General features: G+C 60.9%; 18 protein-coding genes. 14 read left to right on the top strand and 4 right to left on the bottom strand.

What is annotated here, in order from left to right:
* The first annotated feature begins 44 nt into the window (after positions 1–44).
* From BLT71_RS16770 to BLT71_RS21065, 6 genes are all read left to right on the top strand, one after another.
* A complete protein-coding gene (locus BLT71_RS16770) occupies positions 45–1,409 on the top strand; it encodes a glycosyltransferase family 4 protein (RefSeq protein ID WP_157693491.1) in 1,365 nt (454 codons plus the stop codon).
* Complete coding sequence (locus BLT71_RS16765) at positions 1,410–2,243, top strand: glycosyltransferase family 2 protein (protein WP_091722513.1); 834 nt, start codon at positions 1,410–1,412, stop codon at positions 2,241–2,243. It abuts the gene before it with no gap.
* Complete coding sequence (locus tag BLT71_RS16760) at positions 2,240–3,406, top strand: glycosyltransferase (RefSeq protein WP_091722511.1); 1,167 nt, start codon at positions 2,240–2,242, stop codon at positions 3,404–3,406. Before BLT71_RS16765 ends, BLT71_RS16760 begins: the two co-directional genes overlap by 4 nt.
* Positions 3,407–3,468: 62 nt before the next feature.
* Entirely contained in the window at positions 3,469–4,950 is a 1,482-nt protein-coding gene (locus tag BLT71_RS16755; RefSeq protein ID WP_091722508.1) for a lipopolysaccharide biosynthesis protein, read from the top strand.
* A gap of 110 nt (positions 4,951–5,060) precedes the next feature.
* Entirely contained in the window at positions 5,061–5,831 is a 771-nt protein-coding gene (locus BLT71_RS21070; RefSeq protein WP_407681223.1) for a polysaccharide pyruvyl transferase family protein, read from the top strand.
* Positions 5,832–5,878: 47 nt separating this feature from the next.
* Positions 5,879–7,243, top strand: coding sequence for an O-antigen ligase family protein (locus BLT71_RS21065; protein WP_407681222.1), 1,365 nt, complete (start codon positions 5,879–5,881; stop codon positions 7,241–7,243).
* Positions 7,244–7,504: 261 nt separating this feature from the next.
* Here BLT71_RS21065 and BLT71_RS16745 read toward each other — a convergent pair whose 3' ends face one another.
* Entirely contained in the window at positions 7,505–7,975 is a 471-nt protein-coding gene (locus BLT71_RS16745; protein WP_157693488.1) for a transposase, read from the bottom strand.
* Here BLT71_RS16745 and istA point away from each other — a divergent pair.
* Both istA and istB read left to right on the top strand, forming a co-directional pair.
* A complete protein-coding gene (gene istA / locus BLT71_RS16740; protein WP_091718506.1) occupies positions 7,968–9,203 on the top strand; it encodes an IS21 family transposase in 1,236 nt (411 codons plus the stop codon). The genes BLT71_RS16745 and istA overlap by 8 nt on opposite strands.
* Entirely contained in the window at positions 9,200–9,958 is a 759-nt protein-coding gene (gene istB / locus BLT71_RS16735) for an IS21-like element helper ATPase IstB (RefSeq protein ID WP_091718504.1), read from the top strand. The genes istA and istB overlap by 4 nt, the downstream gene beginning before the upstream one ends.
* A 42-nt stretch (positions 9,959–10,000) precedes the next feature.
* Here the strand turns inward: istB and BLT71_RS16730 are convergent, their stop codons facing one another.
* From BLT71_RS16730 to BLT71_RS20610, 3 genes are all read right to left on the bottom strand, one after another.
* Positions 10,001–10,354 (bottom strand): transposase, encoded by a 354-nt coding sequence (locus BLT71_RS16730; RefSeq protein WP_091722503.1) that lies wholly within the window; start codon positions 10,352–10,354, stop codon positions 10,001–10,003.
* A gap of 1,198 nt (positions 10,355–11,552) precedes the next feature.
* Complete coding sequence (locus BLT71_RS16725) at positions 11,553–13,049, bottom strand: polysaccharide biosynthesis tyrosine autokinase (protein WP_091722500.1); 1,497 nt, start codon at positions 13,047–13,049, stop codon at positions 11,553–11,555.
* 373 nt (positions 13,050–13,422) lie between these two features.
* Entirely contained in the window at positions 13,423–14,742 is a 1,320-nt protein-coding gene (locus BLT71_RS20610; protein WP_197676718.1) for a hypothetical protein, read from the bottom strand.
* A gap of 530 nt (positions 14,743–15,272) precedes the next feature.
* Here BLT71_RS20610 and BLT71_RS16720 point away from each other — a divergent pair.
* From BLT71_RS16720 to BLT71_RS16695, 6 genes are all read left to right on the top strand, one after another.
* Positions 15,273–15,581 (top strand): hypothetical protein, encoded by a 309-nt coding sequence (locus BLT71_RS16720; protein WP_157693487.1) that lies wholly within the window; start codon positions 15,273–15,275, stop codon positions 15,579–15,581.
* A 695-nt stretch (positions 15,582–16,276) separates the two neighbouring features.
* Positions 16,277–17,524: a MinD/ParA family ATP-binding protein gene (locus BLT71_RS16715; protein WP_091722495.1), complete on the top strand. Its 1,248-nt coding sequence runs from the start codon at positions 16,277–16,279 to the stop codon at positions 17,522–17,524.
* A gap of 396 nt (positions 17,525–17,920) precedes the next feature.
* Positions 17,921–20,026, top strand: a complete 2,106-nt coding sequence (locus tag BLT71_RS16710; protein WP_091722493.1) for an acyltransferase family protein — start codon at positions 17,921–17,923, stop codon at positions 20,024–20,026.
* 412 nt (positions 20,027–20,438) lie between these two features.
* Positions 20,439–22,466 (top strand): cellulose biosynthesis cyclic di-GMP-binding regulatory protein BcsB, encoded by a 2,028-nt coding sequence (locus BLT71_RS16705; RefSeq protein WP_091722490.1) that lies wholly within the window; start codon positions 20,439–20,441, stop codon positions 22,464–22,466.
* On the top strand, positions 22,456–24,153 hold the full coding sequence (locus BLT71_RS16700) for a glycosyltransferase family 39 protein (protein ID WP_091722487.1): 1,698 nt from the start codon (positions 22,456–22,458) through the stop codon (positions 24,151–24,153). Before BLT71_RS16705 ends, BLT71_RS16700 begins: the two co-directional genes overlap by 11 nt.
* Positions 24,153–26,147 (top strand): glycosyltransferase family 2 protein, encoded by a 1,995-nt coding sequence (locus tag BLT71_RS16695; RefSeq protein ID WP_091722485.1) that lies wholly within the window; start codon positions 24,153–24,155, stop codon positions 26,145–26,147. Before BLT71_RS16700 ends, BLT71_RS16695 begins: the two co-directional genes overlap by 1 nt.
* Positions 26,148–26,156 lie beyond the last annotated feature (9 nt).

Raw genomic sequence — 26,156 nt, 5'->3', positions numbered from 1 at the left:
GCGGCCGCTCCAGCCGGGGAATCGAGAACGCCCTAGTGGTGAGCATGACACATGCAGCGCAACAGCTCCTGAAGCGGCTTGGCGGGCTGTTATTCTTGGTTCATGCAGCGTCGGCGCCGCGAGATCTGGGGAATCTCTTCTGGCGGCGTGACCCGGAGTTCGGCCCGGCATCGACCGAATTCGGAGGCAATACTATGCATGAATCTGGTGTTCACACGGACGCGGAACGTGATCGCCTTGACACCGGTGGCACTGCGGGACGGCTCCTGCTTGTCACGCCGTACTCCCCACTGAAGACTCACGGACACGCTGCGGACGACCTGGGACAGAAACTCGTAGAAGTACTTTCAGCCCGTTTCAGCGTGGACATCTATGCTCCGGGTCAAACTGAGGTTGAAACCCGGGCGAAATCCATTGACGGCGTAACATATCTACCTGCGATGGCTGCGAAGCCCTCTTTCTTACGTCATTTTGGGTTCTACCCGGCGGGCCTTCGAAAAGACTGGTCGAGAGCAAACAGTCGCGAACTTAGGAGAATCATAGAGAGCCGTCGTCCGGATTACCTCCACGTTGAGTATCTGCAATGCGCGGAGGCCGTGCGAACTGGTCGGAGCATACCGTGGTCCATATCACTGCATGACATAACGTCAGTAGTCTTCCGGCAGCGTGCCCAGGCTTCCAAGGGGATTGAAAAGTTTTACCGCTGGGCAGAGTACATCCGGGTGTACGTACTTGAGCGACGGACGATACGAGCCGCGAAGCACGTATTCACGTTGTCAGCTCGGGACGCTGAATGGGTCCAGCTGAAGGCGCCGGCCCAGTCCGTTTCGCATCTGCGCATCGGTATGGATCCTCCTACAAGTTCTGTGGCGTGGAGCTCGGCGGGAGAGAGTACTTTTGTATTTGCGGGCGCGATGTGGCGTGAGCCCAATATCGCTGTCGCCGAGTGGTTAGCCAATGCCGTGATGCCACTCGTTTGGGAAAAATCTCCTCACGCAACTCTAAGAATTGTTGGCGCCCGCCCTGCTCCACGCGTCTTGGCACTCGCTGCCGATACTCGGATTCAAGTCGTAGGCAGGGTTGAAAATATTGAAGACGAATATCTTCAAGCTGCGGCCGTACTAGCCCCGACACTTGTCGACGCAGGCATACTACTAAAGGCACTTCGAGGGATGGCTTGCGGGGTTCCAGTGATACTCAATTCTGCATCTGCCGATCCTCTGGACGTTGAGGATGGAGTGAACTGTTATGTCAGAGATACGCCCGGTCTTGTCGCTGAACAAATGATCGCTATCTTGGAAAATCCTGAAATAGCTGTTCCGGTGGCAGCTGCAGGCGCAAAGTTCGTGCGCGAAAGATTTTCGTGGACTGCTTACGCGAACGAGATGTTGCGGGGGATTGAAGGATAAATGCAAGATATATCAGCAATTATTGTTGCCTATCATTCTGAAGACCTAATTGTCGACTGCGTGAACGCCGCATTGGCCTCTGGATTATCGCAGGTCATTGTTTGGGACAATGCTGACGATCAGGGATCGCTGAAAGCCCTTTCTCATGTCGAAGATAGTCGCCTAATGCTCATTGGAGATGAAACCAATGAGGGATTCGGTGGAGCAATAAACAAGGCGTCAAAACACTGCGCGGATGCTGCCCAAATATTACTCATCAATCCCGACTGCTTTGTGACGGCGGACGTTGTGCAAGGCCTGTGCCGCGAGTTCGATCAACCCGAAACGGGGATAGTTGCCCCACGAATGACCTATGAAAATGGGCAACAGGGAATTGCTGGGGGGCCCTATCCCAGTGTTTTGAAGGAGTTTCTAGGTAAACTTGGCGTTGATCGATTCGTGCCCAAGGGCCTGAAATCAATCATCCTGAGCTTGTTCAAGTCATCGTCAAATGGGGCCTCATACTACGACTCATTGGTACCAGGAGCCGCAATCTCCGTTGATTGGGTTTCTGGCTTTTGCATGATGATCCGCGCCGAGGCATTTCGCGAAGTCGCAGGTTTTGATAGCGACTATTTTTTGTACTTTGAAGATGTTGACATTTGCCGCAGGGCTACAGAAAAAGGATATTCTGTGAAGCTCGTCCGAAACATATCGGCACTGCATCTGGAAAGTACAAGCACTATTGCGGCGGGCAAGTCCCGTCACTACTACCAGGGCTTGTCGGTCTATCTTCGCAAGCACGGCACCGCTGGCAGCCGTCTCTTTGCCAAGACATTGGGATTAGTCAAATGAAGATTATCGTAGTTGTGCCGTGGGCTCCGAGTGTAACGAGGCCAAGGAGTTTGGGGCTGATCAGCTATCTCGCCAAGAACCATGACGTGCTGGTGGTTGGGGCAACTTGGTCGGCTTCGGATGCTGAGGAACTCCAACAACTCCCAGTGACGCGCGTCGTAGCGGTACCAATGAAGAAAACGGGAGCCTATTGGCGGTCATTAGTTGGCCTACTGAAGGGACGCTCGCTACAACAGTCTTATGTTGACTCTCCGCACTTCCGCTCTGTCCTGCGGCAAGCTGTGGCCGAGTTCCGGCCTGACCTGGCTTTCTTCAATGTCATTAGGACTGCGCAGTTCGGCAACGAGGTTGGAGAAATACCCACCGTCATTGATCTCGATGAATTCCGGAGCTCTTACTATGAATTGCTGTCCGAGACAAGCAAGAATCCGATGTGGCGGATCATTGCCAGTCTTGAGAAGAAACGCATGCGTGAGGCCGAAGAACGCGTCCTGGCGGAGTTTAATCGGGTAATTGTTTCTTCGCCAACCGATTTACAGCCTAACAATCCAGGCATCAGGTTGGTTAGGAGTCCCCATGCGCTCTCGTCGCCGCTTGGCAGCAGTGAGAATCGTGCTAGGAACGACCTTCGAATAATTTTCGTCGGACGACAAAGTTATCGAGCTAACGCGGAGGCCGTGAACTGGTTCGTGCGGGAAGTCCTACCCGGTGTACTGAAGAGGGTTCCCAATGCCCATTTGTTCATTGTTGGCGATGCTCCACCTAAGAGCACCCGTAGGCTCGGGAGTGACAATGTCACCGTGACCGGGCGCGTTAAAGACGTTGCTGAACACTACGCTTCCGCCACGGTGTCAGTAATACCTGTAACTATGGCCACAGGCGTGCAGATGAAGCTCATTGAATCTATGGTGATGGGGACCCCCGTTGTTGCGACGCCTATTGTCGCGAGAGGCGCTGGAGTAGACACCCAACATTGTTATGTTGCGTCCACGGCGGCGGAATGGATCGACATGGTTGTTGCGGCATTGACTGATGAAGGAAGCAGTGCCTCGCTGGTCGAGCGCGCCAGAACCTGGGTGGGTTCAGAGTACTCGGTTGACTCCATATACCGTTCCCTTGACGAAGCTCTGTCTGGTATCGCAGTGACCAAAGAGCTGAGGTAGCAAAGTGTTATCGCCAAGCTTGGTTCGGTTTCTAAGCAGCACAGCAGTCTTCTGGTCGCCTCGTGAGTCTTAGTACATTAGCTGCACGGGGGGCCGTCGTTACAATTGGCGTTCAAGGTGCGCGCTTTGTTGTTCAGTTCGCAGGATTAATAGTCTTGGGGCGGATTCTGGCCCCATCGGATTTCGGTCTTGTTGCGATGGTCACTGCGGTAATTGGTGTTGGCGACATCATCCGAGAGTTCGGTTTGGTGCCAGCAACGGTCCAAGCGACGTCCATTTCTCGCCCCCAACGTTCGAATCTTTTTTGGTTGAACACAGGTTTGGGACTATTGGTTGCGGCCGCTGTCTTCTTCGCCTCACCGCTGTTTTCGCTAATCTACGATGATAAGCGCGTATCAGAAATCGCTTTGGTTCTTTCCTTAACATTCATTTTTGGCGGACTCCAAACGCAATTTCAAGCAGGATTAGCCCGGGAGATGCGATTTACTGCTCTTTCTATAACAGACCTAGCGGCTCAGGTAGTCGGACTTGGCTCAGCAGTGATTGCCGCGGTCCTGGGCTTGGGCTACTGGGCTCTAGTTATTCAGTTGGGATTGCAGTCTTTCTCGCTTCTAGTATTCAGGGTAAGCGCAGCACAATGGTTACCTGGGCTTCCAACCAAGAAGGCGAGTATCCGGAAACTGGTAGTTTACGGTCGAAGCCTTGTGATGACACAAGTCCTTGTCTACGCGAGCAGTAATATTGATTCCCTGATAATCGGTGCGAGGTTCGGACCAGCGCAACTCGGCTATTACAACAGGGGCTTTCAGTTGCTAATGATGCCACTCAACCAGATATTGACTCCCCTGACAGCCGTGGCTTTGCCGGTGTTGTCGCGAATAAATGAGGAGACAATACGGTTCAATGGCTACATTCGGCGCGCCCAGATCCTAGTTGCATACCCGACTGTGCTCTTGTTTGCCACCGTCTCTGCGGCAATTGAACCTCTGATACGGCTGGTTTTCGGTGAGCAGTGGCTACCGAGCGCCGCGATATTTCAGGTACTTTCATTGGCGGGCGCCTTTCAGGCGATTGGTTACGTGAGCTATTGGGTTTTTCTGTCTAAAGGTCTAACTGCTTCGCATTTCCGCTTTTCATTGATCTCGCGCTCGATCCTTATTATCTGCATCGTCGTCGGAAGCGCCTGGGGTCCTATCGGTATTGCGGCGGGCTACAGCTTTGGTGCCGTAGCGAGCTGGCCCCTCGCATTGCTCTGGCTAAGGGGGGTGGCTCAAATCGAGGTGGCGCCCCTATTTTTAGGCGGATTACGTGCTGCGATTCTTGGGATGCTTTGTTTCTGCTCGGGGTCAGTTCTGCAGCACTTCGGACGCGATCTAGAAGATCCTCTGGCAATCGCAGTTGTAGTTGCAGGCGCTCTCGCGGGCGCCGCGCTATTACTTATATTGCCCACATTCCGGCGGGACTTCGTCGCAATTTTGGCTACGATCAAACTTGTTGTATCGCGAAAGCGTACTGAAGCTACTTTGAAGGAGGGGGCATTTTGAAGCCAATCAAGTTGTTCTGGTGGGCGCCGACTCGACATGCGCGTCTGGCCTGGCCGGAAATTAAGACTAATCCAGGAGTATGGGTCCGGTTAGCTGCTCGGACGGGCAGAGTGGCTACAAACTTTGGGGACGAGCTGTCGAAACATGTTGTTGAGGCTGCAACTAGGAGGCGCGTGGTGTGGTCCGCGCCCGGGTCGGCGGATTTGGTGGGCGTAGGTTCCGTTCTAGGTCTTTACGCATCCTTGGGCTCGGGCGCCGCCATATGGGGAAGCGGTATTCGTGAGCATTTAGACCCTCTCGAAAGTAAGAGGTTGCACGACAGGCTCGGACCGGTACTGGCGGTGCGAGGACAGCTGACTAGAAACGCTCTTGGACTATCCGATTCACAAGTTTTGGGTGATCCTGGGGTGCTAGCACCCTTATTTGCCCGGCCTTCCCCTAAGGTCGATAGACGGCCGTTAGTGATACCGCATTTTCGTGCATGGGCATCGGTGGGCGGTCGTGATACCCTAGCAAGCTTGCGAGCGGCCGGCTTCGACATCGCGGAACCGACATTGCATCCGAAGTCAATGATAAATCGGATCACGGATTCGAGTTTGGTTCTCACTTCGAGCCTCCACGGACTGATTTTGGGTCATTCACTTGGAAGACCCACTCAACTAGTCTCATGGGATTCGCATGGGCAGTCAGAACCGGACTTCAAGTATGCCGATTACTTCTCAAGCATCGGCGAGGTCTCTTCAAAAATACCCATCAGCGCAGTTCTGTCTGAACCCAGTTTGCGTGCAGCCTGGGACCGGGCTGATGCCAAGACCCCTGAACTGGCTGCGAAAACGTCAAAGCTTGCCGAGGATCTAATGCGCGTCGCCGAGACGCTGTAAAGCACGGCACGAATCATTCACTATCGAACGAAGGGTGTACAGGCACCATGACCGAACTTCTGGGCCTCGTGCTTGTCTCCTGTGTATTTGGGCTAGCTGTTCACAAGTGGGGTTTCCCTAAGTGTGCGCTTATATTAATTCTCCTTTCTGCTGCAGTAGTTCCTAGGAATCTGACGCAGGAAGTTGCGTTCCGACACATCGGTATTGCGTCTCCCATGCCTCGGCCGACTACCTACTTGGTGACCGTCGGTGTAACACTGCTTGGCACGCTGTTCATGGCTAGAACCCGACGCGGGGCCTGGACCTGGGTCCCGTTTGTGGTTTCGCTAGTAGCTAGCGCGAGCTTGGTATGGGCCGGCGGCCCAGTACAAGACGCCGGCTTGATACAACTTCTCCTTGCGCCAGCAGCTTGGATTGTTGGGATGAGTTTGTCCACACATCTTGCCGCTGACGGTGGTCGATTCTTAATCCGAGCCGTTGCATTGGTTGTATTCCTTCAGCTTGCCGTCTGTTTGCTCCAAACGATGGGCATACAGGTTAATCCAATGGAGGCTACGCAGGAAGCGATTCTGGGCTCCCGAGCTAATGGGACGCTAGGTCACCCCAACGACCTCGGAAAAGTCATCTTCTTGCTACTTGCTATGTTGCTTCCTTTTGGCCGCTCGCTTAATCGGCTTGACTCCAACATATGGAAGGCAGCAGTAGGTAGTGCCTTTATTGTTCTCGCAATGACTGGGGGGCGTGCGGTGTCTGCCGCTGCAGTTTGCATGCTTACGTTGTGGGCAGTACTGGCACCGGGCGCCAAGTCACGAAGAGGTGGAAAGCTTGTGGCGCTTGGGGTAGCACTCAGCGTATCCGCGTTCCTGGCCGGAACTCTTTTAGCTCGGTTCGACGAGGACCCGCAAGGAGGGGATCGTTCGACATTGACTGACATAGCTTGGGCGCAAATTGGTTCTAATCTTTGGGCTGGGGTTGGTCCCAATTCGTACGTAGATGCTGTGGGCAGCTACAACGCTCTTACCGCTTCGGGAGTACCAGTACACAATGCATTCTTGCTGGCTTTGGCGGAGCTGGGGCTCGTGAGCACAGCACTGCTCTTACTGCCCTTCGCAGCGGGATTACTGATGTGCCTTCGAAGACTGCGGCTCGCGAACCAATCAGGGGAGGCCTCGCGCGTTTTCGTTTCTGCGATGCCTGGTCTGTACCTCATAGGGTCAACCGGGTGGGGAATTCTCGGCGGCTATGTTCTTCCGATACTTGCTCTAACATTTGGTCTCCTGAACGGATGGTCGTTTGGCGAACCGCGGAAATCGGGGGACCTCAAATGGAGTCGCATCGGGTCCTCTGGTGTCCCAATTCGGAATGGGGCGCCGACAGTTGCAAGTAGTAGTCAACGTAAATCGATCTCCTAGTGCTGTCTCGTAAGTAGGACACTGCACCTGCTGGTGGATGGTTCTCGCTGAGGCGGGCCGTGGGGCCCACGCTAGCTCGGCAACGTCATGCTTACCGAAGTTCCGCAGTGCTTCACCCTCATGTCCATAGCGGGCGGGTACGCTCCGTCGACCGGCCCGGCCAACCGGCTGCTGCTCCGGCCCGGAAACATCGATCTATGGGCGACGTTCCGTAAAGGGGCTCTTCGCGGTTCGTGGGGAAATGGATTCCCGGCATGAGCGTCATGCCGCCGTCCGGACGGCACTTCTCAAGAGAATAACCGACTTGTAGTTGGCGGCGTTGCGGTATCCGCGGGCCGTGCGTTTGATGTTTTTGATTGCGGTGTTGTTGGCCTCCACTTTGCCTGTTTTGGCGCCGGTAATGATGAGGACTTTGATCTCTTTCAACCATCTGCAGACGGTGCGGTAGAGCCTGTTGGTCTCCGGCCGTGCGGCAGCCTTGACTAGTTCCTCGAGTACTTTCTGGCCGCCGCCGCGTCCTCCAGGGAGCCTGTTCGAAGCAGGGTCCGGAGCTGTTCCTTGACTTTCCAAACGGCCTGGAGGGTGCCGGACGAATCGTCCTGGCTGAAGACTTCCTTGAGCCGGGCGGCGGGCCTGCAACTGAGATTGTCGCCCCCTGTTGACGCCAACCGAAAATAGGGCCAAAAACGCCAACTGAAAATGAGGCCACTGACCATTATGGAAGGTGATCACATTGGATGTTTGGGCGCAGATACGCCACCGATACGCGACGGAGAAGATCTCCAAGAGGGAGCTGGCTAAACAGCTCGGGGTTTCGCGGGGGACGGTGGACCGGGCGTTGGAGGCGGAGCGGCCGCCGAAGTATGAGCGGAGGCCGGCCGGATCGAGTTTTGATGCTTACGCGGCGCAGGTGCGTGCCTTGTTGGTGCAGACGCCGACGATGCCGGCTTCGGTACTGGCCGAACGCGTCGGCTGGACGGGCTCTGCATCCTTATTCCGGGACAAGGTCCGTGGACTCCGGCCCGAGTATATGCCGGCGGATCCGGTGGACCGGCTGGTTCATGAACCGGGCCAGGCGATGCAGTGCGATTTGTGGTTTCCGCATGAGCCGCTGCCTCTGGGGCACGGGCAGGAGGGCAAGCCTCCGGTGTTGGTGATGACGAGCGCGTTCTCCGGATACATCCAGGCCAGGATGCTGCCGACCCGCACGACCTTTGATTTGCTGGGCGGGATGTGGTCGCTGCTGCAGGAGGCCGGCGCAGTGCCCAAGCAGCTGGTCTGGGACAACGAATCGGGGATCGGCCAGGGCCGGCTGACCGAGCCTGCGGCGGCGTTCGCTGGCGTGCTGGGCTGCGAGATCCGGCAGTTGCCGCCAAGGGATCCGGAATCCAAGGGCATGGTGGAGCGGATGAACCGTTACTTCCGCCAGGGCTTCATGCCCGGCCGGACGTTCGCGTCCCCGCTGGATTTCAACGACCAGCTCGCGGACTGGCTGCCGCGGGCGAACGCCCGCTACTCACGGACCCGGCACGGGCGCCCGGTCGAGCTTTTCGTCCGGGACCGGGATGCAATGCGGCCGTTGACGCCGGTGGCGCCCGAGTTCGCCTTCCGCAGCAGCGTCCGGCTTCCACGTGACTATTACGTGCGGGTCTTCTCCAACGACTATTCCGTGGATCCGGGCGCGATCGGGCGGATCGTGAACGTCGAAGCAGACCTGGAAAAGGTGACTGTGAGCGCAGATGGCCGGCTGCTGGCCACGCACGAGCGGCGGTGGGCAAGGCACCAGATCTTCACCGACCCCGGGCATGTCGACAAGGCCGCCTCCCTCCGACGAATCCACCGCAGCGTCAAGGCCGGACGGTCCACCGTCGTGGAGGAACGGGACCTGTCGATCTATGACGAACTGTTCGGTGTCGCAATCCCCGACGATGCCCGCGAACTCTCCGGGGCAGCACGGTGAGCGCTGCGGTGAAGGACATCGAGTACTACGCCCGCGCACTGCGCGCCCCGCGGGTCGCCGACAGCTACCGGTCCCTTGGCGACCGGGCTCGGGAGGCGGGCTGGTCACACGAGGAATACCTAGCTGCTGTCCTCTCCCGCGAAGTCGCCGAACGCGAAGCTTCCGGGGCCGCCCTTCGGATCAGAGCCGCGAGGTTCCCCGGACACAAGCTGCTGGAAGAGTTCAACTTCGACCACCAGCCCGCCGCGGACCGGAACCTCGTTGCCCATCTGGGAACCGGGGCCTTCCTGGAAGAAGCCAAGAACGTGGTCCTGCTCGGTCCGCCTGGCACCGGGAAAACCCATCTGGCCGTCGGGATCGGCATCCGGGCCGCACGCGCCGGTCATCGCGTCCTGTTCGACACCGCGACCGGGTGGGTATCGAGACTGGCCGAAGCTCACGACCGCGGCCGCCTGCCCCAGGAACTGGCCAAGTTACGCCGATACAAGCTCCTTATCGTTGACGAAGTCGGCTACATCCCCTTCGACCAGGACTCGGCCAACCTGTTCTTCCAGCTGGTCTCATCCCGCTACGAACACGCTTCTCTAGTGCTTACCAGCAACCTCGCCTTCAGCAGGTGGGGCGAGGTCTTCAGCGACGCGACAGTGGCCTCGGCGATGATCGACCGGATCGTTCACCACGCAGAAGTCCTGAACCTCACCGGCAGCAGCTACCGACTCCGGAACAAGACAAGAACCCAGCTTCAGGCACAATAGAACAGCAACCCGTGGCCCTGTTTTCAGTCGGCAAAACTGGCCCTATCTTCGGTTGGCGTTAACACCCCCGCGCAGCAGGAGCATCCGGTGCGCCCACGCCTTGTCGATCTTCCGTCCGCGGCGGCCCTTGACCTGCTGTGAGAGGTTCTGCCGGGTCTCGGTCGTGGCCTGGTTCGCCAGCGAGATCAGGTGGAAGTGATCGACAGCGACCGCGGTGCGCGGGAGCCACATTCGCAACGCTTTGCGGAACGCTGCAGAAGGATCGATCGCTACGACCTGCACCGCCAGCCGCCACTCCAACGGTCGGGCGAACGGCCAGTCTCCGACGCCCTTGTGGTCTCGGCCGCCAACGACGCCGAGGACCTGCCCGGTGTCCAGGTCAACGATCGTTGTCATCCACGGCTCGAACCGGGTCCACGCGTTCGTTGACGGGTCCTGGAAGTAGCGAACTGACCGGAACCGGTGCTCATCAATGCCCAGTACTCTGGGCTGAGATTGTCCACGCCCGGCAGTCGCAGCAGACAGGCCTCGGTCACCGCGGCCCGCACCATCCACCAGGACACGACGAACCCGGCAGCTGTTTCTGACACCGTCCTGCCGGAGCGGAGGACCGCGTCCACGAGATGGTCCCTCAGCCTGCCCGTGGAACGGGCACGGCGCGGGACCTGCGGCGTGGATTCGAAAAACGACAGCCGGTCGCGTATAGGCTCTTCGCAGTACCACCGGTATTTCGACCAGAGGACGTCCACCTGCCGGCAACAGGAATATCGCGGAGCCCCTGGAAGCGGTGCTACTTCCGCCGAGCCGCGATAACACCGCAGCTCGGGCACCCTGGCGGGTGGTTGGTTTCGATGATCACCTGCCTGCGGCCGGCAGTAATGCTCGTGGCAATGACACGGTAGTCGGGCAGGTTAAAGAGGATAGTGGCAGCGTCGGCTGACACCCCGGTAGGCTCGTTCAAGGCTGGTGGTCCAGTTCCAGGTTGAATGCTTAGATACTCATCCCAGCAGGGCCACGGGCCCCTTTGCCTTTAAAGACACGAACTCAATTCCATGCCAAACGTGAAGAGCCGGCAAGCGCCCGGATCGAGGAAGTATCTGCCTGGGGCGACCCCAACGGCACCCTACAGGCCGTCCGAAAGGTCAAGGAACAGCTCCGTGTTTTGCTGCGCACAGGCTCCCCGGGCGACGCCGCCGCAGCCAAGAACCAAGTCGAAGAAGTAGTGAGGGCAGAGGGCAGAGGGCAGCAGCACGGCCGGAGGCAAACGGGTACTGAGGACCGTCTGCAGACGGTAGAAAGAGATTTGAGGTGCTGATCGTTACCGGACACAACAGGGAGGGTCGAACCCAATAACACCACGCTAAAAGACATCAAGGACCTGGTGCGCGGCGCCAGGATAAGGGCATGAGCATCCCTTACGGTAGAGCGTTCACCTCGACCCGTGAAGACCGTGCTGCCTTAGCACAAAGAGGAACCGTCGCGGGGGCGCGTCAATCCAGACCCGATTGAGGGCAGCCACGGCTCAACTGCCAACTAATAGACGCCCCCTAATTGGGTACCCAGCCCGGAAAACGAGTCGAAGTGTCACCAAGCCCTAATAGCTATGGTTGGACTTCTTAGTGGCGGTGGGAAAGGAGCTTGCCGGGCGCGCCTCTGCGTAGTTATTGTTCGCGTAACTGGCATCGACCTGGGTGTGAACGGAGGTAGATGCGACTTTGCTCTGGGACCCGAGAACCGGCACTTCATCGCTACTGTAGTAGCTGTAGGCGTACGAGTCCGGCCCCTTGACGGGGAGGCGATTCAGGACAACTCCGAGCAATGTTGCTCCTACCATGTCCAGGGCCGACAAGGATTTTTGTAGATCCTGATGCTTAATCTTGTGTGAACCGACCACCAAAACGATACCTCCGACGAACTGCGACAACACTGCTGCGTCCGTCACGGGTAGAAGCGGGGGAGCATCGACAATGACGGTGTCGAAATCTTGCTCAAGACGTTCCAAAAGCGCCCCCATCTCGGCCGACCCCAGTAGTTCACTTGGGTTCGGTGGGATCTGACCTGAGGTGAGAACAAACAGGTCGTCGTCGCCCCACGGCTGCAACAGATCCTGCAAGTCTGCTGCTCCAACCAGAGCAGTGGTCAGCCCTGCGTTGCGTTCCAACCCTAAATAGTCGTGAACCATTGGCCTTCGCAGATCGGCATCCACAAGGCAAACGCTTCGTCCGGCTTGGGCTGAAGCAATTGCCAAGTTCGTTGCTGTCGTGCTCTTCCCCTCGCCCGGCAGGGAGGATGTCACGAGTACGGTTTTGGCACGTCCAGAGATGTTCGCGAATTGCAGGTTCGTTCGAAGTTGCCTAAACGATTCGGCGCGCGGACTCTGCTGCGCCGCCTGTGTTAGAAGTGGTTTTCGGACGGCATCGGGGTCGAAAGCGATACCTCCCAGAAGCGGCGCATCCGTTACAGTCCTCAGATCTGCTTCGCCTCGAATGCGGAAATCGAGAGTCGTTCTTAGGACGGCTCCAGCGAGTCCAGCCAGGAGTCCAGCCGCCAAACCGACGATGAGGTTTAGCCGAGTATTTGGAGCGGAAGGAGTCGTCGGAGCCTCAGCCGGCTTGATGACCGACAGGCTTACGGGTGACGTCCCCCCAGCCTTTGGTTTCTCTAGAGTGTCAATCGCTCGGATCAGACTGCTAGCAATGGCTTGAGCTGTGGCGGCGGCCTGTACAGGAGAGTGATCTTCGACTGAGATGTTGATCAGTACCGTATTCAGGTCGGTACTGGCTGTGACTCTGTCAGCCAGGGCAGCAGAGGTGATGTCCAGACCGAGAGAATCAATTGCGGGCTGCAGAACTACGGGCGTATTGACAGTCTTTACGTACGACTGCACTCGCGCTTGGCTGAAGGTGTTTCCCTGCTGGAGTTCCTGAACAGTCCCTGAGCTCTGTATCGCAACGAATAACTGCGTCTCTGCAGTGTAAGTCGGCTGAACCATCACGGAGGCCGTCCCGCCGCATAAAAGACCGACTAAGGTTGCCGCGGCGATCAAAATCCAGTTGCGGCGCGCCAAGCGCAGGTATTCGCGTAAGTCCAAACCGGGTCCCCCTGGATCGATATCTGCAGACCTGCCGGGTGGCACGCCTCCTAACGGCGATTTCTGCGATCAAGCCAATTGTAGCGGTTGAGCTCGTTCCCATTTATCCTCACTCCTCCGTAGGCCAAGGACTTCGGCAAGATCCAACTCCTTCCGTCTGGAGAACGCGATTTGAAGCGGTGCTCCTCATCTGATCCGCTCGTGATCAGAGCCGTCGGTGGTGGACGTACCTACAGTATTTTGTCGCTGGCTCGCTGGCTGGCCGGCTGGCTGAGTAGTTCACGGAGCTGATTGTTCTCGTCAGTAAGTGCCGCAACTTGTGCGTACAGGTCGGCTAGCAGTGAGAGAAGCGCGCTCGAGTTCATTTTGCCTCCTAGGCTGGGGCGATAGTGGTTACAGTTCCGAGGGAGCCTCTGTACTTGAGTGCGCCCGCTTCAACGAAGAGAGCTCCAGCACCACTGGCTTGTGCCGCTGGTTGACTTGTGGAGCCTTGGAGGGCGATGCCGCCGCTGGCCAGTATCTTTACCCGGCCTCCGAATAGTGCGACGTTGTCGTCCGTCGCAACCTTAATTACCTCGCACTCGGTAGCTGCGCCGAACCGCAAGCCATACAACGGGGTATTGTTTGAAAGCACCACTTTATTGTTGAAATATACTGACTTGTCCGAACGTATATCGATGCCACCCTCCAGAAGACGAAGTGTCCCCTTAGCGCTGAGGCGTATGGCATGAGTCAGATTTCCCAGTTCATCGTTCCAAGAAATAGATTGACTGTTTCCCAGGCGGATGGCGGTCGTAGTTATTTTGGCCCCACTTAGGCTAATGCCCACATCATGTCTTCCGATTGAACGAATAAAGGAGTTCGAAGACATGTCATTCTGTATCACATTTGCAAAATCCTTTGCATCAGGATTTGTGGCACGGTCCATCCGATTATTACCAAAGTACAGCCCATCGGTCCCCATTGCTGTCCCTTGGTTCACTATTGAAAGCCCCACCACGTCGTCGTATGGGATGTTGTCGCGGTCAATGGTCGGCGCGACGACAGCCTGGATCGCGTACAAAACGCCTTTGTTTGTCGAATCCACTTCGAAACGATCTCGGGCGAGAAATTGACCGGCAACGACCCCCTTGAATGACTTGTTGTCGCCTTGGCCGGCAACGTTTGCCCATATTAGGGGTTGGAAGCCGGAAGGATCATGATTCCGTGACAGGGTTAGAATTGCGCCTCGATCAACAAATCTGCCTCCCTCATCGTAGTATCTTGGCATCAATGCCGCCGGGGCTATCTGCAGCCAATCTCCGATTTGAAACTCTATATTTGACTGGTGATCGATCCTTGCTTTAACTAAGCTCCCTGCAGGGCTGGCGATCACCGTTCCGGTCGAGTAAAAAGTAAAAGGCTTCCACGCTTGTGCAGAAATTGCTCGCGCATAAGATTCAGAGAGGTCTGGTATTTGTGTGGATGGGATTTTCGTGCCGTTGTCCAGGGTTGCTACCCCCAATGGCGCTCCCTTTTCGGCAGTGGGCACGTAAGAAGAAAGGTTCTTGTCACCTGGTGCGGCAACGGCGCTCGTTGTAGTTCCGGTGAGGACAACGGCGCCAGATATTGCACTTACGAGGCTTCCGAAGCGCAGGAGTCCTCGGCGTTTGACGCCCTTAACCTTGTCGGGTGAGTTGTCTTTCCTGTCCATGTTTATATCCCATCGAGTTCTACAAACGCTGGCCTAGAGTGCGTGCGTTAGGTATTTGTTGAACGTGACGTTTCATGAACCTCCGCCGCTCAACATGCTGTAAGGCTATGCACCCTAGATTCACTTGACGCCAGTAGGGTTTACCTGATTTCGCTGGAGACGTACTTGCGTGCACGTGGCGGGGTACCCAGATTTATCGGACATTGTCCGCGTGAATACTTAGGGAGGCGCGACACGCTACTCAGCCTGCTAGAAACCTTCTAGGGAGGTGCTGGGGATATCGCTGCTGCGGATATCGGGATTTCAGACGTGCGCTCGGCGTTGCATCTCTATTCGCCTTTGGCAAGCGGACAGCTAGCACTGTATTGAACCACCTGCCCTGTAATTCATGTTCGGCAGCGGCGGGGAAATATCGTTGCTCCATGTACTAGCCATATTCGCTTTGGAGTGCATCCCTGCATATGAGTAACAGCCAGCTCCTGACAACTAAGAGGGTTTGGGACAGCGCCCGCCGCTCCCTGGAAGCGCGATTGGCGCATTTGTCAGACGTCATGATGCCGGCACATGGCTACGTCGACTACCGGCTGTTGCTGCGTTTCACCATCGTCACCCTCGTTGGCTACAACTTCGTGGGCGTGGTGCTGCTGGTGGGCGGAGAGGTGCCCGATGCTGTTCGGCGATGCCATGGTGATTACGCCGTCCGGGGCGACTACGTGGCGGCGGTACGGCTGGCCTCGTCACCTTTGCGCGGGCTGAACCCGGCGTACTTGGCGCTGTGGTCGGTTGGCGCGGGGCGCGCCGCCTGGCAGATGCTCACCAGCGCGCACAAGTGGGAGTAGGCCCCGCTCGGGCTGGACGACGAATTTCACGGCGACGGATGGCTCGATAATCTGCGGTTCACGATGGCCTTCGTACAAAGGGCCAAAAAGGTCCTCACCATCAGCAGGGCAAGTCGTGACAAATCACGCGCTAATTTGACTCAGTTTGTCAATTCCATGAACGCGTGATTGGCTTTATGGGGAGGTTCACTTATCCAAGGGAGGCTGTTGTGGTTTTTTCGGACTACGCACTTGCGCTCTGCGCTTTGCTCGGCACTTTGTTGGTTCCCTCCTTTGTCGTCTACCAAATGCTGAGGCTTAGGCGTCGCGCAATACGGATCCCCGCCCGCTCCGAGCCCCGAGGTAACCAACACTGACATGCCGTACGTCGACATCAACCCCCACAAAGGCCGTCCTAAATGGGTTGGATACACCATTCTCGCCGTCCTCCTTGTGCTTACGGCCTGTGTGGTCGCCACCGCCCTTACGCACCGCTATTAGGCAGCCTGGCTGAGCGTGTCGTTCGCAGCACCTAGACTTATTCCTTGAACTAGTGCTGCATAACAGTTTGCCGAGCGTCCGGGGGGACAGACATGCCACAACCGGCGGATCAGAATGCAGGCGCCCCAGCAGAAGATGCAGGGCAGCCGCGACTGCGCCGACGCCGCGACATTCGTCGCGCCGATGGCTCGATTGAGGATGCCTGGACAGGAACCATGCCAGCCGTAACTCCCAACACGCCTCGCAAGAACGACGCCGGAGGGCCGGTAACGCGCCGCTCGTCCTGGGCGGAAGCGGCGGCCGCAGCCGACGCGGCTAAGCCCGCTTCGTCCGGGCCGGCCGCCCCGACGCGGCTGCCGGTTTCCGCGAAGTCCGCTGTCCAGCCGGAAGCTCCCATCTCCGCTGTGCCCCGTGATGCAACCGCTGCTGAGGCCGCCCAGGAAGTCTCCGTGTCGCCGTCGGACGTTGCTTCTGATGCGCCTTCTTTCCGTCGAAGCCGCCCTACCGTGGGTGAGGCCATCGCAGGTACCCCTGCGCCGGACTTCATCAGCTCGCCCGGACTGTTCGTCAAGGAGCAGAAGCCTCGCCCTGTGGGCGGCTTCCGCGGCGCCATGTACAAGCTGACCGGCGGTTCCTGGAACCTGGGTCCAGGGCCGAAGCAGCGCCAGGAGGATGAGCTTGCCCGCCGCATTTCACGACAGCTCCAGGGCAGTTACAACACCGCCATCCTGAGCCTCAAGGGCGGCATCGGAAAGACTTCCACCACCGTCGGCGTAGGCCTCACCCTTGCTGAGTTCCGAGGAGATGCACCGTGTGCCATTGATGCAAACCCGGACTCGGGCGACCTTGTGGAGCGTGCCCTGGGAGAGGGCATCTACCAGCAGGCCAGTCCCCGCACCATCACCGACCTGCTGGAGAACATTGAATCTGTCGACTCCCTCACCGCGCTGGCCCGGTACATGCACCATGCCGGCCGGCTGCACCTGATAGCGGGGGAGCAGGACCCCGAAGTCTCGGACTCGCTCACCGCCGAAGAGTACCTGCGGATCCGCAAGCTCATCTCTGGCTACTACTCCGTGGCGCTGACCGACTGCGGCACAGGCGTGACGCACAACGCGATGAGCGGGATCCTGCAGTCGGCGGACAACCTGGTCATCGCCGCTGGCTACGCCGTGTCAGGTGCGAAGCGTGCTCGCAGCACGTTGCAGTGGCTTGCCGGCCACGGGTATGAGGAGTTGGCCCGGAACGCCATCGTCGTGATAACCGATAAGGACGAAGTCTCGTCCCGTGTGGACAAGGACGCCATTGAGGAACACCTGTCCGGGATCTGCCGCCAGCTCATCGCAGTTCCACACGACCGGGGCGTTGCAGACGGTGATTTGGTGACCCTGGACGTTCTGAAGCCGGAGACCCGGCGAGCGTACAAGGAAATTGCCGCAGCCATCGTGGACGGTTACAGCTAGCACCGGCTCCGTTCCAGCCCAGGGAGCAGTCCATCTCTCCTAGGCTGGGACTGATGTAGGCGTCGACCGCAGCCTCTCCTCCGTTAACCGACCAGGCATTCCGTCAGGGCCCCAATCTGCCACGGTTGATGCACCGCCCAACTAGCGTGATGTTCTCGGCTTGCATTCTTTCGGGAATGGGGCCGATGAACGGGGCCGAGGATGATCCTTGCGGCGACCCCTTCCAGCACGGCATGTCGACGAAGCCGCGTCCGCCGTCCAATGCTTGGTCCGCGACAGTCTGCTTTGGTTTCCAATGACGGTAGTCCCGAAGTCATAGCCACGTTGTCTAAGGTGCATTTGTGAAATTATCCCCCCGGTAGAATAGCGCTAGGTCTCAATACTGGGGGAACACAAATGTCTCTACTTGGCACGCGCAAACGCGGGCAGGTATCGAAGGGGAAACCGAAGGGCGCAACGTCGCATTTTCGGCGCGACATTCAGGGACTACGGGCGATAGCCGTTCTCGCCGTGGTTGCTGATCACCTGTTCCACTGGCCATCGGGTGGCTTTATAGGGGTGGACGTCTTCTTCGTGATTTCGGGGTTCCTGATTACGGGCCTGCTGCTGCGCGAGCACGAGCGGACGGGGACCATCTCATTCCGCGGCTTTTATGAGCGCCGGTTCAAGAGGATCATGCCTGCCGCTATCGCCCTACTCATAGTGACGGTGTCCGCCTCATACTTCCTTATCGGCGTTGAGCGCTTCCGGGAAACCATGTGGGATTCCGTGTGGGGCCTATTTTTCGTGGCGAACTGGCGCTTTGCCGCGCAGGGAACCGACTACTTCCAAGAAGGGCTGCCGCCTTCGCCGGTGCAGCACTTCTGGTCGCTGGCAGTCGAGGAACAGTTCTACCTCGTGTGGCCGTGGCTGATGCTGGGACTTCTTGCCCTGGGCGTCCGGCGCTTCGGATGGGGAGTATCACAACGGAGGGCTGCCGTGACAGTGGCCATCACCGTCATTACGCTACTCTCCTTCGCTTGGGCGATGAGTGAGTCCGTAAGCAACGCGACCTTTGCCTACTTCTCGACGGGCTCCCGCGCATGGGAACTGGGGGTCGGTGCTCTAATCGCGGTTGTTCAGAAGGGGCTTCAGATTCGGCAAGTTGCAATCCGAACCCTTCTCGGGTGGGTCGGCGTTGCCGGTATCGTTTACTCGCTTTTCGCCGTACCGCAGTCGTCGGGCTTTCCCGCACCTTGGGCGGCGCTTCCAGTCTTATCGACGGCCTTGGTTCTCCTAGCGGGCATCGGCGGTGAGCAGCCTTACGTCTGGCCGCTGACCAACAAGTTCAGCATTTACATCGGGGAGATTTCTTACTCGCTGTACCTTTGGCACTTTCCAGTACTTGTGCTCATGGTTGCCCTTCTTCCAACTGACCAGCCTGCGTATTACCTAGTCTGCCTCGTCATGATGTTCGCACTGTCCATAGCCTCTTACCACTGGCTGGAAACGCCGGCCCGAAACGGCCAGTGGTTCCCGAAGCGTGGCAGCCTTCCTGAATCATCTCGGTATGGATGGAAAATTACAGGCCTGGCGGCCTTGAGTATCGCGACGGCCACTGTCGCCGGGGCAGCTCTCGTTCCGGTCAAGCCACCGATTGAGTCGGCCACCTTCGTTCCCACCGCCTTGGCTGCAACCGGGGAGCTTCCGGTCGCTCAGAAGTGTCTCGGTGCAGCTTCCAAGGACCCTGCACTCGAATGCCCTGCTTTTTTGGGTGATTCCATAGCCCCTGACCCAGCGGCGATGTCGAACGACACTGCTGGCGCATTCGACTGCTGGATTGACCAGGGCGCCCCCATGAAAGCGTGCTCCTACGGCACTGACCGGCCGGGTGCCATGAAGGTCGCCCTTCTTGGTGACAGCCACGCTGCAATGCTCTTGCCCGGCCTTACGACCCAGTTGGAATCGGCTAACTGGACGCTAGACAGCTACGTCGGCTGGGGATGCCAGTGGATGGCAACAGGAACCGGCAGTGAATGCAATGACGCTATGGAGTCAATCCAGGAGCGGCTGACTACGGGGCCGCAGTACGACTTGGTACTCGTGACCGGGGCGCGCCACAAAACGGCAACCGATAAGGATTGGGTATCCAGGCAGTACGCTGCCGCGTGGGCGCCTGTGGCGGCTCGCGGCACACAGATTGTCGTTATCGCAGACAACCCTGGGGTCGCGGGCGCCGCACTACAGTGCGTGAATCGGCTGGGCTTCTCAGTCAAAGACAACACATGCTCCACGGCGAACTCCGAGGCATTCGCCGTAACGGACCCGTTGGTGAAAGCTGCGGACCTGGTCTCGGACGCGAAGCTCGTGGACATGAACTCCATCTACTGCGATGAGTCCAGGTGCCCGGTAGTGATCGGAAACGTGATCGCCTACCGGGACACCGTTGGCCACATCACCGGAACCTTCAGCAAGACGTTGGCACCCTACTTGGTGAAGTCAATCGCCGCTGCTATCAGCTGACTGACACAAGTTGGAAGACGTTGTGCTGGAGGCCATTCGGTGACGGTATTTGGCTAGGGATGACCTTCATGGCTCCGCGGTCCGTGAAGTTGTTGTCGTCGTAGCACCGAGCCTCTGCACTGGCAGATGCAACGACATCCCAGTTTGACCCGCTGTAGGCGCTCCCGCTGGTGAAAGGTGCCTTGGCTTTGGCCAACGTCCCAGAGGGAGCGACGGCCAGCGCGCCCGCTGCGTAGGCCGTTCCTGGCTTCCATGCAGGCTTGCCGGCACCCTGACTTTAAGCAACAGAACCTACCGCGCAATCAACATTGATGCGGGCTTCAGGCCCGAGACCAGCCCAAACACCACTTCTTGACCAAGTCTTGAGCGTAGCCACCGCCTTGCCTTGAACTGGCCCGCAGAAGCTGGGGGAATGCTCTCACGTCTCAGGGCAGGGAGCACCGTGCTCACCTGCGCCGCCATGCTCGCCTCCGGCTTCCTCCTCGCAGCACCCGCCGCGAACGCAGCATCCCCGGCAACGACCCGCACCGGCGTCCTGGCCTCGCACACCGACGGCACGGCAGCGCCGGCGTCCAAAGCCTCCGTGTCAGCCCTTCCCGGCCAGACCGGGCAGCAGCTCGCCCTGCACGTGGCCGATGGCCTCAACCCCGCCCGCGTCACCGGCGCCATCGCCGTCGCCGGGCAGGCCGTCCAGGGCACCATCCGCGTCACCGCCAAGGGCCGCACCCTCCTCGAAGCACCCGCCGGCGCAAACCTCACACTGGACGCACCCGTCACCGCCGCGGACCTCACGGACCACGAACTGGTCCTCACCCTGGACTACCTCCCCGCCGTCCAGAACGTCTGCACCGCCGCCCAGTCCGCCGCCACCCTCAGCAAGGTGGCCCTCGCCACCAGCGGCACCGAGGCCGCCCCCGCCACCGTGGCCGAATTCCTGGCCCCCTCCATGCCCGCCGTCCTCATCCCGGTGCCGGCCAATCCGCCGTCGGACGTCTCCGCCGCCATCCTGGCCGCCTCCGCCGCCATGGCCCACCGCTACCCGGACGCCGCCCTCAGCCTCGTCCCCGAACCGGACGCCGCCGCCCGGGCAGCCGCCCTCCCCGCCGGTTCCCGGATCATCAGCATCGCCGCCGCCAAGCCGGAGGAACAGGACGCCGTCAGCACCACCCTCGCCACCCAGGCGGGCCGCCCCGCCCTGGCCCTCACCGGCCACGGCGACGAACTCCGCAGCGCCGCCCAGGCACTGGCCAACACCAAATCAGCGCTGGCCGATTCCACCACCGTCACCGGCATGACCTCCACCGTCCCGGCCGCCGCCGGGCCCGAACAGACCCTGGCGGACCTCGGCGCCAACACCATCAAACTGGCCGGCTACGGCACCCAGGAAACCTACCTGGGGGTCAACCAGTCCCAGTTCGGCGGGCCCGTCTCCGCCGTCACCCTCCACCTCAGCGGCACCCACACCGCCGTGCCCGCCGGGGGACAGGCAGCCCTCTCCGTCTACTGGAACGACTACCTGATCAGCTCCCACACCCTGGACGGCGACAGCTTCGACCTCACCGCCAGCGTCCCCGCCGGGCAGATCCAGTCCCGCAACGGCCTCCGCCTCCGCCTCACCGCCCTCCCCGCCGGCGGCGACTGCTCCGGCCCCGCCGGCCTGATGCCCATGGAACTCACCGTGGACACCACCGGCAGCAAACTCACCGCCGAACGCGGCCACTCCCTCGAGCCCGGCTTCGCCCGCTTCCCGCAGGTGCTGGGCAGCACCCTGCCCATAGCGTTCGACGCCGGCGCCACGCCCCAGGAGAACACCATCAGCGCCGCCACGCTCGCCTTCGCCCTGCAGCGCGACTCCGCAGGGCTCCTGGACGTCCGCCTCACCGACGCCGCCGGCCTCCTGGACTCCAGCGACTCCGGCCTCCTGGTGGGCGCCACCGCGGAAACCGCCGAGAAAGTGGCCGCACCGCTCCGCCTGGCCGGCTTCCGCACCGTGGCCGCCCGGGACATCGAATTCGGCGTGGGCACCACCGCCCCCTACGGCGTCCTGGAAGGGTTCGAACAGAACGGCCGCAACCTCGTGCTCCTGGGCGGCTGGGCCCCCGATAACGCCACCGGCGCCGCCACCGCCGGCACCCTGCAGGGCAGCCTGGCCGCGCACGTCCAGCAGCAGCCCGGCGGCTGGAGCGCCCTCTCCCGGAACCTGCTGGTCACCCAGACCACCGGGGACCCCGTGCTGCTCGAAAGCAACGCCATCACACCCCAGGCCGAGGTCACTGACGGGTTCCGGCCCCTGGCGCTCTGGATCGGCGCGGCCGCCGCCGTGCTGCTGCTCGCCTTCGCCGCCCGCGTCCTCCTGCGCCGACGGCACAAGCGGCACGCCGGCGCCTACGCAGAAGCCCGGGAACAGGCCGCCGCCGCGGACACCGCCAGTGGCCAGTAGCCTCCACACCCCGCCGGCCACACGGGCCGTCCCGGCCCGGGACGCCGCGGGGGAGCGGACCCCGCGGCTGGCCCGCGCCTGGGCCTCACTCGGCGCCCCGGTGGCCGGCCGGCACGTGCCCGGCACCGCCGTGATCGCCGGGGCTGCGGCTGTGGTGGGGTTCCTCGCCTGCCTTTACACCACCAGCTCCGGCAGCAACCTGGACTACTCGGACGCCCAAAGCCACCTCACCATCGCCCGGCGCGTGTTCGACAGCAAAGCCCCCGGCTTCGAACAGCTGGGCACCGTGTGGCTGCCCATGCCGCACCTGCTCCTGATGCCGTTCATCATCAACCTCTGGATGTTCAGCACCGGCTGGGGCGCCTGCATCCTGGGCATCCTGGCCCTGGCCGCCACCACCTCCGGGCTCTACCGGATTGCCGCCCGCCTGGGCTACGGCCGGGCCGGGCGCCTGGCCGCCGTGCTGGTGGTCCTGGCCAACCCGGCCATCCTCTACACCTACACCACCGCCCTCACCGAACCGGTGCTGCTCATGTGCCTGGTGGCGGGCATGGCCGGGCTGGCGCACTGGGCCACCAGCCGCCGCAGGATGAGCGCCGGCGAGCTGGCCGTGTTCGCCGCGATCCCGTCCGGCGCCGCGGTGCTGTCCCGCTACGAGGGCTGGGCGCTGGTGCTCACGGGCACCCTTTTTGTCCTCATCACCGAGCTGCGCCGCTCCGGGCAGGTCCGTGAAGCTATCAAAATGGCCTCCGGCTACGCCATGGTCCCCGCCGCCGCTGTGCTCTGGTGGCTCTCCTACAACTGGGCCATCTACGGCAACCCGCTGGAATTCATGTTCGGCCAGTACTCGGCCTACGCGCAGCAGAAAAACATCACCGACGGCGGCCTGCTCCCCACCAAGGGCAACCTGGGCCTGACCCTCTGGACGTTCCACTGGTCCCTGTTCGAAACCCTGGGCGTGGTGGTGGTCGCCGCGGCTGCCTGCGGTGCTGTGGTGGTGGTGTTCCGCCGCGGCCTGGCCACCGGCACCCTCCTGATCGCCGTCACCGGCAGCGCCTACGCCTTCGCCCTGGTGAGCCTGTACCTGGGGCAGACCGCCATCAACAACGATCACTCCCTCCCCAGCACCTGGTGGAACAACCGTTTCGCCCTCACCGCACTGCCCCTGGCCGCCGTGCTGGTGGCGGCGTTCGTGCACGAGGTGACGCGCCGCCGTCGTGCGCGCTCCCTGGTGGCTGCCGCGCTCCTGCTGGCCCTCGCCGCGCAGAACGCGTGGTGGCTGCAGGACCCCGCCGGCCGGCTGGCCATCCTGGCCGAGGGGCGCATGTCCCGCGAGTCCAACACCGATTCGTTCGCCGCCGCGCGCTGGCTGAAGGACCATTACCGCGGCGGCGGGATCCTCATGGACGAAAGCGCCCGCGGGAACGCGGTACTTCCCACCATGGGCATCCCGCTAAGCAACATCTACAACCGTGCCTCCGGCGACCACTTCGCCCCGGCGCTCGAGGAACCCGCCCGGTACGCCGAATGGGTGTACGTGAACGTGGAGGCGGGCGCCGGGCCGCAGGACTCCGGCTTCACGGACCTGGTCTATGAGGCCATCAGCGCCGACCCCACCTTCAACTCCCGCTACGCGGTGGCGTTCACCAGCCCCACCCACCGGATCTACGAAAGGACCGTGGACTGATGTCCGAGGCAGTACCGGTTCTTGACCCGCCCGACGCCGACGCCGGGCCGCTGGCTGATGGCCCGGGGCGGCAGTCGCTCGCGCTGGGCCAGACCCTGCTCCAGGCCGGCCTGATCACCACCGGCCAGCTGGACCGTGCCCTGCTCCGCGCCGCCACCGAGGGCGGCCTGCTGGGCCGGCACATCATCCTCGAAACCGGGCTGAACCGCCGGCACGTCTACGAGGTCCTGGCCGAGCAGTGGGACGCGCCGCTGGTGGACCTGGTGTCGCACCCGTCGGACGATGCCCTGCTGGAGCGGCTGCGGTTCAGCGAAGTGTCCGAGCCCGGCTGGCTGCCGTGGCGCCTGCAGGACGGGGTGCTGACAGTGGCCACCGCGGTGAAACCCAGCGAGGCGATCCGCCGTGCCGCCATGCGGGCTACCGGCGCCACGGACGTGGTGTTCCGGACCACCACCGACTGGGACATCAACCACTCCATCCAGCGGGCCTTCCGCAACCACCTGCTCTACGAATCCGCCGAACGGCTGGCCGAAGAACTGCCGGACGGCTCGGCCCGGACCGCCCTGAACCGGTGGCAGACCCTGCTGCCCGCCGTGCTGCTTGGCTGCCTGCTGGCCGGGTTGGCACTGAATGCGCTGCTGACCACCATCGTGCTGCTCACCGCCGTCAACGTGGTGTTCCTGGTGAGCATCGGGTTCAAGACCGTGGCCAGCCTGCGGCAGCCGTTCGACGTGCTGCACGACCGGTCCGCGGCGAAAGCCCGTGCCCGTGAACTGGAACGGCGCGGCCTGCCGGCGGAGGAGGCGGAGCGGATCCCGGACGCGGACCTGCCCGTGTACACCATCCTCATCCCGGTGTTCCGCGAGGCCAACATCATCGACAAGCTCCTCAGCAACCTGGGCCAGCTGGACTACCCCCGCTCCAAGCTGGACGTCCTGGTGCTGCTGGAGGAGGACGACACCGAAACCATCGAGGCCGCCAAGCGCTCCCGCCCGCCGGAGTACGTGCGGATCCTGGTGGTGCCCCGCGGCGAACCGCAGACCAAGCCGCGGGCCTGCAACTACGGGCTCACCTTCGCCCGGGGCGAGTACGTGGTGATTTACGACGCCGAGGACCGGCCCGATCCCGGCCAGCTCCGCGCCGCCATCGACGCCTTCCGGCAGGACGCATTCGAGCGGCAGTACCTGGACCCGGACCGGCGGCCGCTGATCTGCGTGCAGGCCGCCCTGAACTACTTCAACGCGGACCAGAACGTCCTCACCCGACTGTTCACGATCGAATACACCCACTGGTTCGATTCCATGCTCCCGGGCCTGGACCGTTCCGGTATCCCGCTGCCTCTGGGCGGCACCTCCAACCACTTCGATACCCGGCTGCTGCGGCTGGTGGGCGCCTGGGACCCGTGGAACGTGACGGAAGATGCGGACCTGGGGCTGCGCGCCGCCGTCGAGGGCTACCGCGTGGGCGTCATCAGCTCCACCACGTGGGAGGAGGCCTGCTCGCAGGTGCCCGCATGGATCAAGCAGCGCACCCGCTGGATCAAGGGCTACATGGTCACCGCGGCCGTGAACACCCGCAACACCCTCCGGTACATCCAGCGCACCGGGGTGGCCGGCGCCGTCGGGTTCCTGGGCCTGATCCTGGGCACCCCGCTGGCGTTCCTGGCCTACCCGCTGGTGCTGGGCTTCACCATCGTCACCTACGTGGGCTACAACTTCGTGGGGCTGGTCCTGCCGCAGTGGCTGCTGGTGGGCGGGGTGGTGTCCATGCTGTTCGGCAACGCCATGATGATCGTGGTGTCCGGGGTGGCCACCTGGCGGCGGCACGGCTGGCGGATCGCCATCTTCGCGCTGCTGAACCCGGCGTACTGGGTGCTGCACTCGGTGGCCGCGTGGCGGGCCGCCTGGCAGATGCTCACCAGCCCGCACAAGTGGGAGAAGACACCGCACGGGCTGGACGAGGAGTATCACGACGACGGGCGGTGGTCCGCGTGAGCGTGCACC

This window comes from Pseudarthrobacter equi (assembly GCF_900105535.1).
Taxonomy (GTDB): domain Bacteria; phylum Actinomycetota; class Actinomycetes; order Actinomycetales; family Micrococcaceae; genus Arthrobacter; species Arthrobacter equi.
This window is presented reverse-complemented; position numbering and strand designations above follow the sequence as displayed.

Coding starts and splice junctions, on each gene's coding strand:
- BLT71_RS21065 (WP_407681222.1), top strand. CDS start 5,879: ATGACCGAACTTCTGGGCCTCGTGCTTGTCTCCTGTGTATTTGGGCTA.
- BLT71_RS16695 (WP_091722485.1), top strand. CDS start 24,153: ATGTCCGAGGCAGTACCGGTTCTTGACCCGCCCGACGCCGACGCCGGG.
- BLT71_RS16705 (WP_091722490.1), top strand. CDS start 20,439: ATGCTCTCACGTCTCAGGGCAGGGAGCACCGTGCTCACCTGCGCCGCC.
- BLT71_RS16730 (WP_091722503.1), bottom strand. CDS start 10,354: ATGACAACGATCGTTGACCTGGACACCGGGCAGGTCCTCGGCGTCGTT.
- BLT71_RS16715 (WP_091722495.1), top strand. CDS start 16,277: ATGCCAGCCGTAACTCCCAACACGCCTCGCAAGAACGACGCCGGAGGG.
- BLT71_RS16765 (WP_091722513.1), top strand. CDS start 1,410: ATGCAAGATATATCAGCAATTATTGTTGCCTATCATTCTGAAGACCTA.
- BLT71_RS16770 (WP_157693491.1), top strand. CDS start 45: ATGACACATGCAGCGCAACAGCTCCTGAAGCGGCTTGGCGGGCTGTTA.
- BLT71_RS20610 (WP_197676718.1), bottom strand. CDS start 14,742: ATGGACAGGAAAGACAACTCACCCGACAAGGTTAAGGGCGTCAAACGC.
- BLT71_RS16760 (WP_091722511.1), top strand. CDS start 2,240: ATGAAGATTATCGTAGTTGTGCCGTGGGCTCCGAGTGTAACGAGGCCA.
- BLT71_RS16710 (WP_091722493.1), top strand. CDS start 17,921: ATGTCTCTACTTGGCACGCGCAAACGCGGGCAGGTATCGAAGGGGAAA.